At 73.4% G+C, this 15134-nt stretch carries 13 protein-coding genes and 1 pseudogene; 5 read left to right on the top strand and 9 right to left on the bottom strand.

Annotation, left to right across the window (positions count from 1 at the left end; all coding sequences use genetic code 11):
• Positions 1-587, bottom strand: a pseudogene (locus RBXJA2T_RS14715) (DUF58 domain-containing protein); the annotation flags it as partial.
• Positions 584-1510: an AAA family ATPase gene (locus RBXJA2T_RS14710; protein ID WP_037290294.1), complete on the bottom strand. Its 927-nt coding sequence runs from the start codon at positions 1508-1510 to the stop codon at positions 584-586. The pseudogene RBXJA2T_RS14715 and the gene RBXJA2T_RS14710, both read right to left, overlap by 4 nt.
• 36 nt (positions 1511-1546) lie before the next feature.
• Between RBXJA2T_RS14710 and RBXJA2T_RS14705 the strand changes: the two genes are divergently transcribed.
• Both RBXJA2T_RS14705 and RBXJA2T_RS14700 read left to right on the top strand, forming a co-directional pair.
• Positions 1547-2482, top strand: a complete 936-nt coding sequence (locus RBXJA2T_RS14705) for a histone deacetylase family protein (RefSeq protein ID WP_029718625.1) — start codon at positions 1547-1549, stop codon at positions 2480-2482.
• Positions 2482-3753, top strand: coding sequence for a mechanosensitive ion channel family protein (locus tag RBXJA2T_RS14700; protein WP_009858193.1), 1272 nt, complete (start codon positions 2482-2484; stop codon positions 3751-3753). The genes RBXJA2T_RS14705 and RBXJA2T_RS14700 overlap by 1 nt, the downstream gene beginning before the upstream one ends.
• Here RBXJA2T_RS14700 and RBXJA2T_RS14695 read toward each other — a convergent pair whose 3' ends face one another.
• The 3 genes from RBXJA2T_RS14695 to pdxH form a co-directional block, all read right to left on the bottom strand.
• Positions 3754-4473 (bottom strand): hemerythrin domain-containing protein, encoded by a 720-nt coding sequence (locus tag RBXJA2T_RS14695; protein ID WP_009858192.1) that lies wholly within the window; start codon positions 4471-4473, stop codon positions 3754-3756.
• Between the two features lie 124 nt (positions 4474-4597).
• Complete coding sequence (locus tag RBXJA2T_RS14690) at positions 4598-7204, bottom strand: helix-turn-helix transcriptional regulator (RefSeq protein WP_009858191.1); 2607 nt, start codon at positions 7202-7204, stop codon at positions 4598-4600.
• 185 nt (positions 7205-7389) lie between these two features.
• The gene (pdxH, locus tag RBXJA2T_RS14685; RefSeq protein ID WP_009858190.1) at positions 7390-8022 is read right to left on the bottom strand and encodes a pyridoxamine 5'-phosphate oxidase; all 633 of its coding nucleotides are present in this window, start codon (positions 8020-8022) and stop codon (positions 7390-7392) included.
• 158 nt (positions 8023-8180) lie between these two features.
• Here pdxH and RBXJA2T_RS14680 point away from each other — a divergent pair, with 158 nt between their 5' ends.
• Positions 8181-8783, top strand: a complete 603-nt coding sequence (locus RBXJA2T_RS14680) for a nucleotidyltransferase family protein (protein ID WP_009858189.1) — start codon at positions 8181-8183, stop codon at positions 8781-8783.
• Here the strand turns inward: RBXJA2T_RS14680 and RBXJA2T_RS14675 are convergent.
• Positions 8672-9388, bottom strand: a complete 717-nt coding sequence (locus RBXJA2T_RS14675; protein WP_009858188.1) for a gamma-glutamylcyclotransferase — start codon at positions 9386-9388, stop codon at positions 8672-8674. The two genes, RBXJA2T_RS14680 and RBXJA2T_RS14675, sit on opposite strands and share 112 nt — an antisense overlap.
• Positions 9389-9566: 178 nt before the next feature.
• Here RBXJA2T_RS14675 and edd point away from each other — a divergent pair, with 178 nt between their 5' ends.
• Positions 9567-11381: a phosphogluconate dehydratase gene (gene edd, locus RBXJA2T_RS14670; RefSeq protein ID WP_009858187.1), complete on the top strand. Its 1815-nt coding sequence runs from the start codon at positions 9567-9569 to the stop codon at positions 11379-11381.
• Entirely contained in the window at positions 11372-12004 is a 633-nt protein-coding gene (gene eda, locus RBXJA2T_RS14665; RefSeq protein WP_009858186.1) for a bifunctional 4-hydroxy-2-oxoglutarate aldolase/2-dehydro-3-deoxy-phosphogluconate aldolase, read from the top strand. The genes edd and eda overlap by 10 nt, the downstream gene beginning before the upstream one ends.
• A gap of 42 nt (positions 12005-12046) precedes the next feature.
• Here the strand turns inward: eda and gloA are convergent, their stop codons facing one another.
• The 3 genes from gloA to RBXJA2T_RS14650 all read right to left on the bottom strand — a co-directional run bounded on the left by gloA (position 12047) and on the right by RBXJA2T_RS14650 (position 15029).
• Positions 12047-12463, bottom strand: a complete 417-nt coding sequence (gene gloA, locus RBXJA2T_RS14660; protein ID WP_029718623.1) for a lactoylglutathione lyase — start codon at positions 12461-12463, stop codon at positions 12047-12049.
• Positions 12464-12493: 30 nt separating this feature from the next.
• Entirely contained in the window at positions 12494-13282 is a 789-nt protein-coding gene (locus RBXJA2T_RS14655) for an SDR family NAD(P)-dependent oxidoreductase (protein ID WP_009858184.1), read from the bottom strand.
• A 103-nt stretch (positions 13283-13385) separates the two neighbouring features.
• The gene (locus RBXJA2T_RS14650; protein ID WP_009858183.1) at positions 13386-15029 is read right to left on the bottom strand and encodes a methyl-accepting chemotaxis protein; all 1644 of its coding nucleotides are present in this window, start codon (positions 15027-15029) and stop codon (positions 13386-13388) included.
• Between the last annotated feature and the right edge of the window lie 105 nt (positions 15030-15134).

Below are 15134 nucleotides of genomic sequence, written 5' to 3'. Positions count from 1 at the left end.
GCCGGCACGGCCGGCGCCGGCGTCTCGGGCCGCGGCCAGGCGAGCACGCGCGCGGCCGGCCGCCAGACGCTCCAGGCGCGGAACAGCCCGAGCGGGAACACCGTCTCGACGACCACCAGCGGCAGCGCGTGCCAGCCGCGCCGCGGCGGCACGAAGGCCAGCTGCACCGTCTCCTGCGCGCCGGCGTCGACGTCGCACCAGGCGACACCGCCCTGGCGCCGCCAGCCCAGCGCGATGCCGTGGCGCGGGCGCCGGCCGGGGTTGGTCAGCACGATCTCCACCGTCGCCGCGTCGGCGGCGAAACCGGGCCGCGGCGCCTTCAGGTGCAGCGTCAGCCCGCGCAGCGTGCCGTGCGTCTGGTGCATCGACACCAGGCCGGCGCCGGCGAGCAGGAAGGTCAGCACGTAGCCGAGGTTGAGCTGGTAGTTGATCGACGCCAGCAGCATCGCCAGCAGCGTGGCCGCGAACGCCAGCCCGGCGCGTGTCGGCACGATGTAGAGGTTGCGCTGGGTCAGCGTCCAGGTGTCGGACGCCGGCATGCGGCGCTCGAGCCAGCGCTCGAAGGCCTCGCGCGCGGCGGCGATCACGGGACCGGCGTGGCCTCGACCATCGCCCGCACCTGCGCCACGGCGCCGCGCCCGGCACCGGGCACCGGCTGCAGCCGGTGGGCGACGGCCTGCGGCAGCAGCGCCTGCACGTCCTCCGGCGCGACCCAGTCGCGCCCGGCCATCAGCGCGCGGGCCTTCGCCACGCGCAGCACGGCGATGCCGGCACGCGGCGACAGGCCCTGCACGAACCAGCGCCCGGAGCGTGTCTCGGCGATCAGCGCCTGCAGGTAGTCGAGCAGCGGCTCGCTGGCCTTGACGCGCTGCACCGCCTGCTGTGCGGCCAGCAGCCCGGCCGGGTCCATCACCGGCCGCAGCCGCGTCGCCAGCTCGCGCCGGTCCTCGCCGGCGAGCAGCGCACGTTCGCTGGCGCGGTCGGGGTAGCCCAGCGTGATGCGCAGCAGGAAGCGGTCGAGCTGGCTCTCGGGCAGCGGGTAGGTGCCGAGCTGGTCGCTCGGGTTCTGCGTCGCGATGACGAAGAATGGCCGCGGCAGCGCGCGCGTCTCGCCGTCGATGGAGACCTGGTGCTCTTCCATCGCCTCGAGCAGCGCGCTCTGCGTCTTCGGGCCGGCGCGGTTGATCTCGTCGGCCAGCAGCACCTGCGCGAACACCGGGCCGGGGTGGAAGACGAAGGCGTCGCGCTGGCGGTCGAAGACGCTGACGCCGACCAGGTCGCTGGGCATCAGGTCGGCGGTGAACTGCGTGCGCGAGAAGCTGAGCCCCAGCGAGCCGGCCAGCGCGTGGGCCAGCGTCGTCTTGCCGACGCCGGGAACGTCCTCGATCAGCAGGTGGCCGCCGGCCAGCAGGCAGGCGACGCTGTCCTCGATCTGCGGGCGTTTGCCGACGATGATCGTGCTAATCTGATCGACCAGCCCGGAGATCTGGCGCGCAAGGCTCGAATCCATGCGCGGGACCATACCCCGAAACCATAACGACGACTCATGACGACCGCGTTCTACAGCCATGCGGAGTGCCGATTGCACGATATGGGGCCAGGACACCCCGAGTGCCCGCAGCGGCTGGACGCGATCTCCGATCACCTGCTGGCCACCGGCCTGGACGTCGCGCTCGACTTCCGCGACGCGCCGCCGGCCACGCTCGAGCAGATCGAGCGCGCGCACAGCGCCGGCTACGTGCTGCAGCTGCAGGACGCGCTGGTGCAGATCCAGGAGAGCGGCCAGGCCCGCGCGCTGGACCCCGACACCTTCGCCTGCCCCGACACCTGGCGCGCCGCGCTGCGTGCCGCCGGGGCCTGCGTCGCGGCCACCGACGACGTGCTCGACGGCCGCGCCCGCAACGCCTTCTGCGCCGTGCGCCCGCCGGGCCATCACGCGACGCGCGACGAGACGATGGGCTTCTGCTTCTTCAACAACGTCGCGATCGCGGCGCGCCACGCGCTCGACGTGCGCGGCCTGAAGCGCGTGGCGATCATCGACTTCGACGTGCACCACGGCAACGGCACCGAGGACATCGTCGCCGGCGACGAGCGCATCCTGATGTGCAGCTTCTTCCAGCACCCGCTGTACCCGTACAGCGGCGCCGTGCCCAAGGGCGAGAACATGGTCAACGTGCCGATCCCGCCGTACACGCGCGGCGGCGAGCTGCGCGAGACGCTGATGGCGATGTGGATGCCGCGGCTGGAGGAGTTCGAGCCGCAGATGGTCTTCATCTCCGCCGGCTTCGACGGCCACCGCGAGGACGACATGGGCCAGCTCGGCCTGGTCGAGGCCGACTTCGAGTGGATCACGCGCCAGGTCGTCGGTGTCGCCGACCGCTGCGCGAAGGGCCGCGTCGTCTCGGTGCTCGAGGGCGGCTACAACCTCAGCGCGCTGGCGCGCAGCGTGGCCGCGCACATCCGGGTGCTCGCCGACGTCTGATGGTCCGCGCCACGACGGCCGAACGCCTCGGCCAGATCTTCGATTCGCTGCGTGCGCCCGGGGCGCTGATCGAGCTGGGCATCGTCGTGCTGTGCCTGGCGCTGGCCTGGGCGCTGGTGCGCCAGATCGCCGCCCGCGTCGAGCACAAGGGCTCGATCTGGCTCGGCAGCCGCGGCGTCGACGGCGTGCTGTTCCCGCTGCTGGCGCTGTGTTTCGCGGTCGCCGGCGAGTGGATCCTCGGCGACGCGGTGCCGCGCGCGGTGTTCCGCCTGGCGGTGCCGGTGCTGCTGTCGCTGCTGCTGATCCGGCTGACGGTGCGTGTGCTGCAGCAGGCCTTCCCGAAGTCGGGCGTGATGCGCGTCGTCGAGCGCAGCGTGTCCTGGATCGCCTGGATCGGCGCGGTGCTGTGGATCACCGGCGTGCTGCCGCTGTTGATGGCCGAACTCGACGCCATCACCTGGAAGGTCGGCAGCGTGCGGCTGTCGGTGGGCAGCGTCATCGAGGCGGTGTTCAACACCTCGATCGTGCTGGTGCTGACGCTGTGGATCTCGCAGGTGCTCGAGCAGCGCCTGCTCAAGGGCGCGGGCGACAACCTGTCGGTCCGCAAGATGGCGGCCAACCTGCTGCGTTCGGTGCTGCTGTTCGTCGGCCTGATGATGGCGCTGTCGGCCGCCGGCATCGACCTGACGGCGCTCAGCGTGTTCGGCGGCGCGATCGGCGTCGGCCTCGGTTTCGGCCTGCAGAAGCTGGCGTCCAACTACGTCAGCGGCTTCGTCATCCTGGCCGAGCGCAGCGTGCGCATCGGCGACATGGTCAGCGTCGACGGATTCTCCGGCCGCATCACCGACATCAACACGCGCTACACCGTGATCCGCGCGCTCGACGGCCGCGAGTCCATCGTGCCCAACGAGATGATGATCGTGCAGCGTGTCGAGAACGCCTCGCTGGCCGACACCCGGGTCTGGCTGTCGACCGTCGTGCAGGTGGCCTACGGCACCGACCTCGACACGCTGATGCCGCGCATCAGCGCCGCGGTCGCGGCGGTGCCGCGTGTGCTCGCCGACCCGGCGCCGTCGGTGCAGCTCAGCAGCTTCGCCGCCGACGGCCTGGAGCTGACGATCGGCTTCTGGATCGGCGACCCGCACAACGGCCAGGGCAACGTGCGCTCGGCGGTCAACCTGGCGCTGCTGCGCCTGCTGAACGCCGAGGGCGTCGAGATCCCGTTCCCGCAGCGTGTCGTGCGCCAGGTCGGCGACGCCGCGGCCGACTGATCAGGCCTCGCGGCCGATCGCCTGCGCCAGCCGCGCCCAGCGTGGCGCCGACACCTGCTGGCGCACCACGCCCAGCAGCGCCTCGACGGCCTGCGGCGGCGCCTTGGCGCGCAGATCGGCGAACAGGATCGCCAGCTCGGGCACGCTGAGCGCCACCGCCAGCCAGCGCACGACGAGTGCCATCTCCTGCGGCGGGATCGTCGCCATCAGCCGGTCGTGCAGCGCGACGAGCTCGTCGTCGCGGTACAGCGCCCACAGCGCGGCGTTGTTGCGCGTCTCCTCGACCTGCATGTGCAGCAGGTTCTCGCCGACGAAGGCCGCGAGGTGACGGTACAGCCGCAGCGCCAGCAGCGCGCGCTGCGCCGGTGCCGCCGTGCGCAGCGCGTGCGTCTCGTCCTCGAGGTTGGCGATGGCCTCCAGGTGCTCGACGTGGTCACCGGCGGTGTCGGCGGCGCCGCCGGGCCGGCGCGCCTCGATCGCGGTGTGGATGAAGTCGTTCTCGTGCTGCACGTGGCCGCGCAGCGTGGCCAGCAGCAGCTCGACCTGGTCGAGCACGTCGGCACGTTCGCCGGCGTCGTCGAGGTCCATCGCGCCGACGGCGGCGACGGTGTGATGCATGAACTCGCGCAGCGCCTTGTGGATGAAGACGTAGAGGTCGAAGCGCGCGGCCGTCGCGGTGGCGGCGTAGGTGTTGCCCGGCAGGGCGGAGATCGTGTGCATCGGGGTTCCTCGTGATCGCCGGCGCCCTGCGGCCGGCGTGGAACCGAAGTCTGGACAGCGGCCCCGGCGCCGGCATCGTCCGCAGGAGCCATCGCCGCGGCCACGACGGGCCATCGGCGGCGGCTCAGCCGCGCTGCACGGCGTACCAGGCGGCGGCCTGGCCGCGCGACGCGGCGCCCAGCTTGTCGAGGATGTTGGCGACGTGGCGCTTCACGGTGTGCGGGCTCAAGTCCAGCGCGCGTGCGATCAGCTTGTTGCTGTCGCCGGCGGCGATGCGCTCCAGCACCTCCCACTCGCGTGCGCTGAGGCCGCCGGGCAGTGGTGCCGGCGCCGCGGCCGGCGGCGCGAACGCCCGGCCCAGCCAGCCGCCGAGCACGGCGACGGCTTCGTCGGCCAGCACGCCGGTCCAGTCGGTGGCGGCCAGCGCCTCGAGGGCCGGGCGCGCGAACAGCGCCGCGCCGACGCCGGCACCCCCGGCGACGCGGCGCACCGCGGTCGCCAGCTCGGCGGCGGCCGACTCGCGCCGGCCCTGGGCGAGCAGCGCCGCGGCGCGGTACAGCCGCACCTCGACGGCGTGGCCCAGGCGGTCGACGGCCTCCTCGCACTCCAGCGCCCGGCTCCAGCAGTCGATCGCCGCATCGGGGCGGCCGGCCAGCCGTTCGACGTGGCCCGCCAGCGCCTCGATCTGGCTGGCCTGGGCCGCGGCGGCGAAGCCGTCGGCCGACGGATGGCCGCGCAGCCAGTCGAGATGGCGCAGCAGGCGCTCGCGTTCGCCGAAACGTGCGGCCACACGCGCCGCATGCAGCCGCAGCACCCACAGCGAAGCCGGCCCGCGTGCCGCCGGGTGTTCGTCGACCAGGCGCTCGGCGGCAGCCAGCGCCGGCTCGCGTTCGCCGCGCAGCGCGTGCACGAAGGCCGCCAGCAGCTGCGCGCTGCCGGCGACGTTGGCCGGCTCGCCGAGCCAGCGGCAGTCGTCCAGAACCGCAGCCAGTTCCTGCTCGGCGGCGTCGAGCTCGCCGCGCTGCCAGGCGTGGTGCCAGCCGGCCTGCACACGCGCCAGCGCACGCAGCGGCAGCGGCCGGTCGGCGGCGACCCGCAAGGCGCCGCGCACGTAGCGCTGCAGCGCGGCCTCGGTGCCCGGCAGGCCGTTCAGGCGCGGCAGCGGGTGGGCGCGGTACCACAGCGAGGCGTCGTCGCAGGTCTCCAGCAGCGCCACCAGCTCGTCGAGCAGCGGCCCCAGCCGGTGCAGCGAGCCCAGGTCCAGCGCATGCCAGGTGCAGGCGACGAGCACGACGACGCGCGTGTCGCGCGACATCGCCTCGCGCCGCAGCGGCCCCAGCCGCGCCGCGCTCTCGACGTGGCGGCCCAGCGCGTTCAGCGCCAGCGACTGGTAGGCCACCGCGGCGCGCGCCCGGTCGGCCTCGCCGCATGCGACCCAGCCGCGTTCGGCCGCGCGCATCGCCTGCAGCATCGCCGGGAAGTCCCAGCGCGCCCAGGCCAGCAGGCCGCGCGCCTCGTGCAGCGCCGGCGACGTGGCGGCAAAGCTGTCCGGGAACAGCGCCAGCAGGTGGGCGACGGTGGCCAGCGCGCCTTCGGTCAGCAGCGTCGGCGCCTGGGCGAGCAGGGCCGCGGCGGCGCCGTCGACGTCGCCGGCGTGCAGCAGCATCGGCAGCTGGCGCGCGGGGTCGCTCTCGCCGGCGGCGGCGCGTCGCCACAGCGCCGGCCATTCGTCGGGGTGCTCGAGCCGCAGGCGTTCGAGCAGCGTCTCGCGGAACAGGTCGTGCAGCCGCAGCGTCGGCTCGGCGGCCTGCAGGCTGCTGACGAACAGGCCCAGGCGCTCGATGCGCTCGATCTGGGCCGCGGCGCGCGCGTCACCCGTGACGGCGGCGGCGCGCGCGGCGGTCAGCTCGGGCAGCACGGCGCTGCGCAGCAGGAAGGCCCGCAGCTCGGCCGGCAGCGGCCCGATCACCTCCTCGTCGAGGAAGTCGCGGATCGCACGTTCGCCGGCGGCGGCGCTGCGGGCACCGTGCGCCAGCGCCAGCCGCAGGCCGGCGGGCCAGCCGCGTGTGCGTGCGGCCAGCGCCGTCGCGCCCGGGCCCTCGGCCTCCAGCGCGCCGGCCAGCGCTTCGGCTTCCTCGGTGGCGAACTGCAGCTCGTGGCGGCGAAACTCGGCCAGCTCCCCGGCGGCACGCCAGCGCGCCAGCGACAGCGGCGGGTCCTCGCGTGTCGCGACGGCCACCGTCCAGCGCGGGCCCAGGCGTTCGAGCACGCCGTCGAGCAGCTCGAAGAACGCGGCGTCGGCGACGCGGTGCAGGTCGTCGAAGACGATGACGCCGTGCTCGACTTCGCAGGATTCGAGCGCGTCGAGCAGCTCGGCGGCCAGCCGGGCGCGGCCGCGCGGATCGTCGACACGCGCCAGCAGCGCCTCGGGCGCGGTGCGCCACGGCAGGTCATGGGGTTCGAGCGCGGCGATCCAGCACTCCAGCAGGCGGTGCAGGTCGTCGTCGGCGTCGGCCGAGATCCAGGCGACGGCGGTGCCGGCCGGCAGCCGGGCGAGCTGTCTCGCCAAGGCCGTGGTCTTGCCGTAGCCGGCGGCGGCGCAGACCAGCACCAGGCGCTGGCCGAGCAGCGCGTCCAGCAGATGGGCGTCGAGCGCCGGGCGCTCGATCCAGGTGCCGGCCGTGCCGGCGCGCGGCCGCGGCGGCTGGATCTTGGTGCGGGCGAAGCTCATGCCGCGGACCCCCCGGTGGCGGCGGACGCCGGATTCTGCGCCGAGCGCCACGGGCCGCGCCTCGGGAGTGTCCGCGACAGGGTTTGCGCGCTGTCCATGGCGCATGGTCGCGCCCAGGGTGGCGCCGGCGCGCGTGCCGTGCGACGAAACGCGGGCCGGCGGCGACGAAGCGCCGCTGTCGCGGCTTACGGCGCCAGCCGCTCCCGCACCCACGCGCCGCCGTCCAGGCGGTAGCGCAGCCGGTCGTGCAGCCGGCTCTTGCGGCCCTGCCAGAACTCCCAGCCGTCGGGCACCAGGCGGTAGCCGCCCCAGTGCGGCGGCCGCGGCGGCGACAGCGCGTAGCTCGCGGCGTACTTGGCCGCGTTGGCGACCAGCGTCGCGCGCGACGGGATCACCTGGCTCTGCGGCGAGGCCCAGGCACCGATGCGCGAGTCCAGCGGCCGCGAGGCGAAATAGGCGTCCGACAGCTCGGGCTCGACCTTCTCGACCCGGCCCTCGATGCGCACCACACGCTCCAGCTCGATCCAGTGGAACTGCAGCGCGGCATGGGGGTTGACGGCCAGCTCGCGGCCCTTGCGGCTGTCGTAGTTCGTGTACCAGACGATGCCGCGCGCGTCGAAGCCCTTGATCAGCACGACGCGCGTCGACGGCCGGCCGTCGGTGCCGACGGTGGCCACGGTCATCGCGTTCGGCTCGGGCACCTGGGCGTCGATCGCCTGTTTCATCCAGCGCTCGAACTGGCGCAGCGGGTCGGCGTCGGAAGCGGTCTCGTCGAGCGCGTCGCGCTCGTAGCTCTTGCGGAGGGCAGCCAGGTCCATGGGCCGAGTATAGGAAGCGGGCCGGCGACGCCCGGCCCGGCGGTGCCCAGACGGTGCTTCCCTTACGTGGAACGCCGTAGGTGAACGTCCCACTGCCGGCCGTCGTCCGCCGCCGCCATTCTTCGTGACACGGGGAGTCGACGGGGAAGGCGAGCGCCATGAACACGAGCCCGACGATCGTCGTGCTGGCAGCCGGGCAGGGGGCGCGCTTCCACCCGGCGCGGCACCCGCTGGATCAAGCGCTTCACGGCTCGACGGTGCTCGGCACCACCGTCGCCCATGCGCTGCAGACCGGCCTGCGTGTGCTCGTCGTCACGACCGAGCGCCTGGTGCCGCTGCTGCGGCCCGCGCTGCCGCTGCGTGACCTGCTGGTGCTCGACGACGCCAGCGCCCAGCGCGGCGCGGGCCAGTCGATCGCCGCCGGTGTGCGCGACAGCCCCGACTCGGCCGGCTGGCTGGTGCTGCCCGGCGACCTGCCGATGCTGCGGCCGGCGACGATCCTGGCTGTCGCCGGCTCGGTGGCCACGCATGCGGTGTCCTATGCCCAGCACGGCGGACGCCGCGGCCATCCGGTGGGCTTCGCCGCCGAGCTGTACTCGGAACTGGCGTCGCTGCAGGGCGACGACGGTGCGCGCCGGCTGATGGCGCGTTATCCGGCCGTCGGCGTCGAGGTCGACGACGCCGGCGTGCTCGTCGCGGTCGACCCCGACGACGACCTGGACGCCCCTCGCTGGCCGTTGCGCCGCGCGCTGGCCGGCTGATCGCCGCCGCGGCCGACCAGCCCGGCACAGGCCGCCAGGCGCATCAGGCGCTCGATCTCGCGGTCGTGCACGCCACGGTCACGCAGGGCGGCGGCGGTTTCGGCCAGGTACTGCAGCGTCGTGCCGTAGCGTCCCCGGGCGTGGCGCAGGATGGCCAGCACCTCCTCGTCGCACAGCCGGCCGGTGTAGTGCTCGCTGCGCCGGCTGAGCGTGAAGGCCAGCGCCGGCACCGTGCCCTGTGCCGTCTCGCAGGGCAGGAAACGCGGGTCGTAGATGCCGCCGCCGACCATCTCGCGGTCCCACAGCCGCTGCAGCTCGGCGTCGGCGGTCTCGGGCCGCATGCGGTAGACGAAGCCGCGGCAGGCGCCGCCGGCCATCAGCGCGAAGACCAGACCGGGCTGCTGCGGCGTGCCGCGGTTGATCTGCGAGCGCATGCGAAAGGCGCGGTGCCAGCCGCGCACCAGCGCCGGACGGTGCTCGGCGGCCTCGAACTCCGGGCGCCAGATCAGCGAGGCATAGCCGAAGACCCACAGGTCACCGCGCCCGCCCCACTGGGCGCGCAGCAGCGCGAGGCGGGCGGCGGGGTCGTGCGGACAGGCGCTCACGGGTGGGAGCGCGCCGCGGGGCGCGAGAGCCGGGTCATGGAGTTCATTGTCGGCAGCGAGAGTCTTGCAATGACGGTGCCGCGGGCGGTGCCACGAGGTCCCCGGGAAGCCCTTCACGAAATCGCGATGTAACCGGGTTACTTTGTTTTCGGTGCTATGGTTACGGCCGGAGGTCAGCATGAAGCCCGCCATCCAAACCATCACCGATCGCATCCGGGAACGCAGCGCCGACACCCGCGCGGCCTACCTACAACGCGTGGACCGCCTCGCGCGCCGACCGCGCGGGGCCGAACGCATGGGCTGTGCCAACGTCGCGCACGCCTTTGCGGCGCTGCCGGGCGACGACCGGCTGCGCGTCGTCGCCGAACGTGCGCCCAACGTCGCGATCGTCACCGCCTACAACGACATGCTGTCGGCGCACCAGCCCTTCGAAGGCTTCCCGGCGCTGATCCGCGACGAGGCGCGCCGCCACGGTGCCACCGCGCAGGTCGCCGGCGGCGTGCCGGCGATGTGCGACGGCGTCACGCAGGGCCAGCCCGGCATGGAGCTGAGCCTGTTCTCGCGCGACACGATCGCGATGGGCACGGCGATCGCGCTGTCGCACGACGTCTTCGACGGCGCGCTGATGCTGGGCATCTGCGACAAGATCGTGCCGGGGCTGCTGATCGGCGCGCTGCACTTCGGCCACCTGCCGACGGTGTTCGTGCCCGCCGGGCCGATGAGCACCGGGCTGGCCAACGAGGACAAGGCCAAGGTGCGCGAGCAGTACGCGCAGGGCCTGGTCGGCCGCGACGCGCTGCTGGCCGCCGAGTCCGCCGCCTACCACGGCCCGGGCACCTGCACCTTCTACGGCACCGCCAACAGCAACCAGATGCTGATGGAGGCGATGGGCCTGCACGTGCCCGGCGCCGCCTTCGTGCACCCGCACGAGGGCCTGCGCGAGGCGCTGACGCGCGAGGCCGTGCGCCGCGTGCTGGCGATCGGCGCGCACGCCGACTTCATGCCCATCGGCCGCCTCGTCGACGAGCGGGCGATCGTCAACGCGATGGTCGCGCTGCTGGCCACCGGCGGCAGCACCAACCACCTGATCCACTGGGTGGCGGTGGCGCGTTCGGCGGGCATCACGATCGACTGGAGCGACTTTGCCGCGCTGTCGGCCGAGGTGCCGCTGCTGGCGCGTGTCTACCCGAACGGCGCCGCCGACGTGAACCAGTTCCAGTCCGCCGGCGGCCCGGGCTACGTGATCGGCGAGTTGCTGCGCGCCGGCTGCCTGCACCCGGACGTGGCGACGATCGCCGGCCCCGGGCTCGAGCGTTATGCCGCACTGCCGAAGGCCACCGAAGCCGGTGCCGTCGCCTGGACCCCGGTCGGCGCCAGCGGCGACACGGCAATCCTGCGCCCGGCCGACGCGCCGTTCTCGCCGACCGGCGGCCTGAAACTGCTGCAGGGCAACCTGGGCCGGGCGGTCATCAAGGTCTCGGCGGTGCCGGCCGAGCGCCACGTCATCGAGGCGCCGGCGCGTGTCTTCGACGACCAGGAGTCGCTGCAGGCGGCGTTCAAGGCCGGCGAGCTCGACCGCGATGTCGTCGCCGTCGTGCGTTTCCAGGGGCCGCACGCCAACGGCATGCCCGAGCTGCACAAGCTGACGCCGCCGCTGGCGGTGCTGCAGGGCAAGGGTTGGCGCGTCGCGCTGGTCACCGACGGCCGCATGAGCGGCGCTTCGGGCAAGGTGCCCGCGGCGATCCACGTCAGCCCCGAGGCATTGGCCGGCGGGCCGCTGGCCAAGGTGCGCGACGGCGACCTGCTGCGTGTCGACGCCGACGCCGGCACGCTGCAGGCGCTGGTCGACCCGGCCGAGTGGGCCGCACGCACGCCGGCCACCATCACCCCGGACCAGGCGGCCGCCAACGGCCACGACCTGGGCCGCGAACTGTTCGCGGGCCTGCGACGCAACGCCCGCAGCGCCGAGGAGGGCGCCGTCACATGGCTCTGAAACCGATCGAACTCGCCGCCCCGGGACCCGTGATCCCGGTCATCGTCATCCAGCGTGTCGACGACGCGCTGCCGCTGGCCGAAGCGCTGCTGGCCGGTGGCGTGCGGGTGCTCGAGGTCACGCTGCGCACGCCGGCCGCGCTGGAAGCGATCCGCCGCATCGCGCGCGAGCTGCCCGAGGCGCTGGTCGGCGCCGGCACGGTGCGCAGCGTCGCCGACGCCCAGGCGGCACGCGACGCCGGGGCGCGTTTCGCCGTCAGCCCGGGCTACACGAGCGAGATCGGCCGCGCCTGCCGCCAGATCGAGCTGCCGCTGCTGCCCGGTGTCGCCACGCCCAGCGAGGTGCTGGCGGCGACGGCCGACGGCTACGACTTCCTGAAGTTCTTCCCGGCCGCCGCGGCCGGCGGCATCCCGATGCTCAAGGCCCTGGCCGGGCCGTTCCCGGACGTCGCGTTCTGCCCGACCGGCGGCCTGACGCCGGAGAACGCGCGCCAGTACCTGGCGCTGCCGAACGTGAAGGTCTGCGGCGGCTCGTGGCTGTCGCCGCAGGCGACGATCGACGCCGGCGACTGGGCGCAGATCACCCGGCTGGCGCGCGCCGCGCAGGCGCTGCGCGAAGACTGAACGATCGGAGGACCGGCGGCCTGGCGGCCGCCGGCTCATGCATCAGGCGCGCAGCGAGTCCGCGGGCGCAGCCGTTTCCGCGCGCTGGATCAGCTCGACCTTGTAGCCGTCCGGGTCGGTGATGAAGGCGATCACCGTCGAGCCGCCCTTGACCGGGCCGGGCTCGCGCGTGATGTTGCCGCCGGCGGCGCGAATCTTGTCGCAGGCCGCATAGGCGTCGGGCACGCCGATCGCGATGTGGCCGTAGGCCGTGCCCAGGTCGTACGACGACACGCCGTGGTTGTAGGTGAGCTCGATCTCGGCGTGCTCGGGGTTGGAGCCGTAGCCGAGGAAGGCGAGCGAATAGCCGTGGGCGGCGTTCTCGCTGGTGCGCAGCAGCGTCATGCCCATGACCTTGGTGTAGAAGTCGATCGACCGTTGCAGGTCGCCGACGCGCAGCATCGTGTGGAGCAGTCTCATGCGGGCGATTTTCCCGCAGCCGGCCTGCCCCTAGACGGGCACGGTGTAGTTCAGCGTCATGCGGCCGCCGTCGACGACGACGATCTCGCCGGTGACGTAGCTGGCGGCGTCGGACAGCAGCCAGGCGCAGACGTCGGCGACCTCGGCGGGTTCGCCCAGGCGTTTCATCGGCGTGCGGCTCAGGATGCGTGCCTTGGCCTCGTCGCTGGTCAGCACCGCGTTCTTCGCCAGCTCGGTGGCGATCGTGCCCGGCGCCACCGCGTTGACGCGCACGCCGCGGTCGGCGAGCGACAAGGCCATCACGCGCGTCAGCTGGTCGATCGCGCCCTTGCTGGCGTTGTAGCTGGCGATCGACGGGATCGTCAGCCGGCCGTTGACCGAACTCATGTTGACGATCGCGCCACCGCCGGCCTTGACCAGCTCCCGCGCGACCGCCTGGCCGACGAGGAACGAGCCCTTCAGGTTGACGGCGATGACGGCGTCCCAGTCGGCCTCGGTGACGGCCAGGAAGTCGGCGGCCTTGAAGATGCCGGCGTTGTTGACCAGGCCGTCGACACGGCCGAAGGCGGCCAGCGTCGCCGCCAGCGCGGCGTCGACCTCGGCCTTCTTCGAGACGTCGCAGTGGGCGTAGACGGCGCGGTGGCCGGCGGCCGTCAGCTCGTCGGCGAGGCGCCGGCCGGCGTCGTCGGCGACGTCCCACAGCGCGACCGCGGCGCCGTCGCGCACGAGGCGGCGGGCGCAGGCTTCGCCGATGCCTTGCGAGGCGCCGGTGATGACGACGACGCGGCCGTCGAGGCCGAAATGAACGCCTTGCTGCATGGGGACGGGCGGCCGGGCCGCGGCGGTTGGGACGGACCCGCAGTGTAGGCAGGCCCCGGCCGCGTGGCGCGACGACCCCTGCGGCCGCGGTGGCGCCGCTCGTTCAGGTGGCGCAGGCTGGGCCGGCGGCCGCGTGCAAAGGGGCGCGCGCGCTGCGGCGCAGCGCGACGGCGTCGGCTGCGGCGGGCGCCGCGCCGCGCCCCGCGTCGAGGTGGAAGAGCTGCACCGCCTCGGTCACGGTGTTGGCCTTGGCGCGCAGCTGCATCGCCGCCGCGGCGATCTCCTCGACCAGCGCCGCGTTCTGCTGCGTGATGCCGTCGAGCTGGGCGACTGCGGTGTTGATCTGCGAGATGCCCTGCAGCTGCTCGTCGGCACCGTGGCTGATGCCGGCGACGACGCTGCCGACGCGCTCGACGGTGTGCACCGCCTCGGCGATCGTCGTGCGCGCCGCGCTGCTGAGCCGGTTGCCGGCGTCGACCTTCTCGGTCGAGTCGACGATCAGCTGCTTGATCTCGCGCGCCGCGGTGGCCGAACGCTGCGCCAGCGCCCGCACCTCGCCGGCGACGACGGCGAAACCGCGGCCGGACTCGCCGGCGCGCGCCGCCTCGACGGCGGCGTTGAGCGCCAGGATGTTGGTCTGGAAGGCGATGCCGTCGATGACCTGGATGATCTCGCCGATGCGGCGCGAGGACTCGCTGATGACCTGCATCGTGCGCGTGACCTCGTCGACGGCCTGGCTGCCGCGGCGCGTGACGCCGGCGGCCTCGGCGGCGAGCTTGGCGGCCTCCGACGCGGCGGTGGCGCTCTGGCGCACCGTGCTCGTGATCTCCTCCATCGACGAGGCCGTCTGCTGCACGTTGGCGGCCTGCGACTCGGTGCGGCTGGACAGGTCCTGGTTGCCGCTGGCGATCTCGCAGGTGGCGTCGCGCATGTGCTCGACCTCGTTGCGGGCGTCGCGCACGATCGAGCGCAGGTTCACGTTGAGCTGGTTCAGCGCCTTGGACAGACGGCCGAAGGCGTCGTCGCCGAAGGCCGGCAGGCGTTCGGTCAGGTCGCCGGCGGCCATGCGATTGGCGAACCCCAGCAGCGGTGCCAGCGGCGCCAGCACCAGGCGGGCGAGCAGCGCCGCGCCGACGGTGCTGCCCATCAGCACGCAGCCCAGCACGGCGTACCAGCCGAGGTAGTGGCCGATCAGCGCGCTGCTGCCGGTCAACAACGCCGAGGCCAGCACCAGCGGCAGATGGCGGCGCAGCCGCTTCAGCCGCTTCAGGCGACCCCAGACGGTGGCGCGGTACGGCGTGCCGGCCTCCACACGCAGCGTCGACTGCCCGGCCGCCTTCTCGGCGCGCATGCGGGCGTACAGCGATTCGGCGCACTGCACCTCCTCGCGCGTCGGTTCGGTGCGCACCGACATGTAGCCCACCGGCTGACCGTCGCGCATCAGCGGCGTGACGTTGGCCATCACCCAGTAGTAGCGCCCGTCCTTGCGCCGGTTCTTCACCGGCGCCGACCAGGGCTGGCCGGCGCCGATGCTGGCCCACATGTCGCGGAAGGCCTCTTCCGGCATGTCGGGGTGGCGGATCAGGTTGTGCGGCTGGCCCAGCAGCTCGTCCTTGACGTAGCCGCTGACCGAGATGAAGGCCGGGTTGCAGTAGAGGATCCGGCCTTTCAGGTCGGTGGTCGACACCAGCGTCTCCCCCGCAGGAAACGGATACTCCTCGTCACTCACGGGCAGATTCACGCGCATCGACAGTCCTCCGCAGGTTCTCAGCGTGATTGCTGGAATCGGTTGCGATGGCGAACGATAAAGATGCGGCGAATGTTAGAGGTGCGGAATAGTGTGCGAAACGTG

Origin of the sequence: Rubrivivax benzoatilyticus JA2 = ATCC BAA-35, assembly GCF_000190375.1 — a bacterium.
Classification (GTDB): Bacteria; Pseudomonadota; Gammaproteobacteria; order Burkholderiales; family Burkholderiaceae_C; genus Rubrivivax; species Rubrivivax benzoatilyticus.
This window is presented reverse-complemented; position numbering and strand designations above follow the sequence as displayed.

What these genes read in the sequence shown, in the direction of transcription:
- RBXJA2T_RS14650 (WP_009858183.1), bottom strand. Translation starts at nt 15,029, where the DNA reads ATGCGCGTGAATCTGCCCGTGAGTGACGAGGAGTATCCGTTTCCTGCG.
- gloA (WP_029718623.1), bottom strand. Translation starts at nt 12,463, where the DNA reads ATGAGACTGCTCCACACGATGCTGCGCGTCGGCGACCTGCAACGGTCG.
- RBXJA2T_RS14690 (WP_009858191.1), bottom strand. Translation starts at nt 7,204, where the DNA reads ATGAGCTTCGCCCGCACCAAGATCCAGCCGCCGCGGCCGCGCGCCGGC.
- pdxH (WP_009858190.1), bottom strand. Translation starts at nt 8,022, where the DNA reads ATGGACCTGGCTGCCCTCCGCAAGAGCTACGAGCGCGACGCGCTCGAC.
- RBXJA2T_RS14680 (WP_009858189.1), top strand. Translation starts at nt 8,181, where the DNA reads ATGAACACGAGCCCGACGATCGTCGTGCTGGCAGCCGGGCAGGGGGCG.
- RBXJA2T_RS14695 (WP_009858192.1), bottom strand. Translation starts at nt 4,473, where the DNA reads ATGCACACGATCTCCGCCCTGCCGGGCAACACCTACGCCGCCACCGCG.
- edd (WP_009858187.1), top strand. Translation starts at nt 9,567, where the DNA reads ATGAAGCCCGCCATCCAAACCATCACCGATCGCATCCGGGAACGCAGC.
- RBXJA2T_RS14710 (WP_037290294.1), bottom strand. Translation starts at nt 1,510, where the DNA reads ATGGATTCGAGCCTTGCGCGCCAGATCTCCGGGCTGGTCGATCAGATT.
- RBXJA2T_RS14655 (WP_009858184.1), bottom strand. Translation starts at nt 13,282, where the DNA reads ATGCAGCAAGGCGTTCATTTCGGCCTCGACGGCCGCGTCGTCGTCATC.
- RBXJA2T_RS14700 (WP_009858193.1), top strand. Translation starts at nt 2,482, where the DNA reads ATGGTCCGCGCCACGACGGCCGAACGCCTCGGCCAGATCTTCGATTCG.
- RBXJA2T_RS14705 (WP_029718625.1), top strand. Translation starts at nt 1,547, where the DNA reads ATGACGACCGCGTTCTACAGCCATGCGGAGTGCCGATTGCACGATATG.
- eda (WP_009858186.1), top strand. Translation starts at nt 11,372, where the DNA reads ATGGCTCTGAAACCGATCGAACTCGCCGCCCCGGGACCCGTGATCCCG.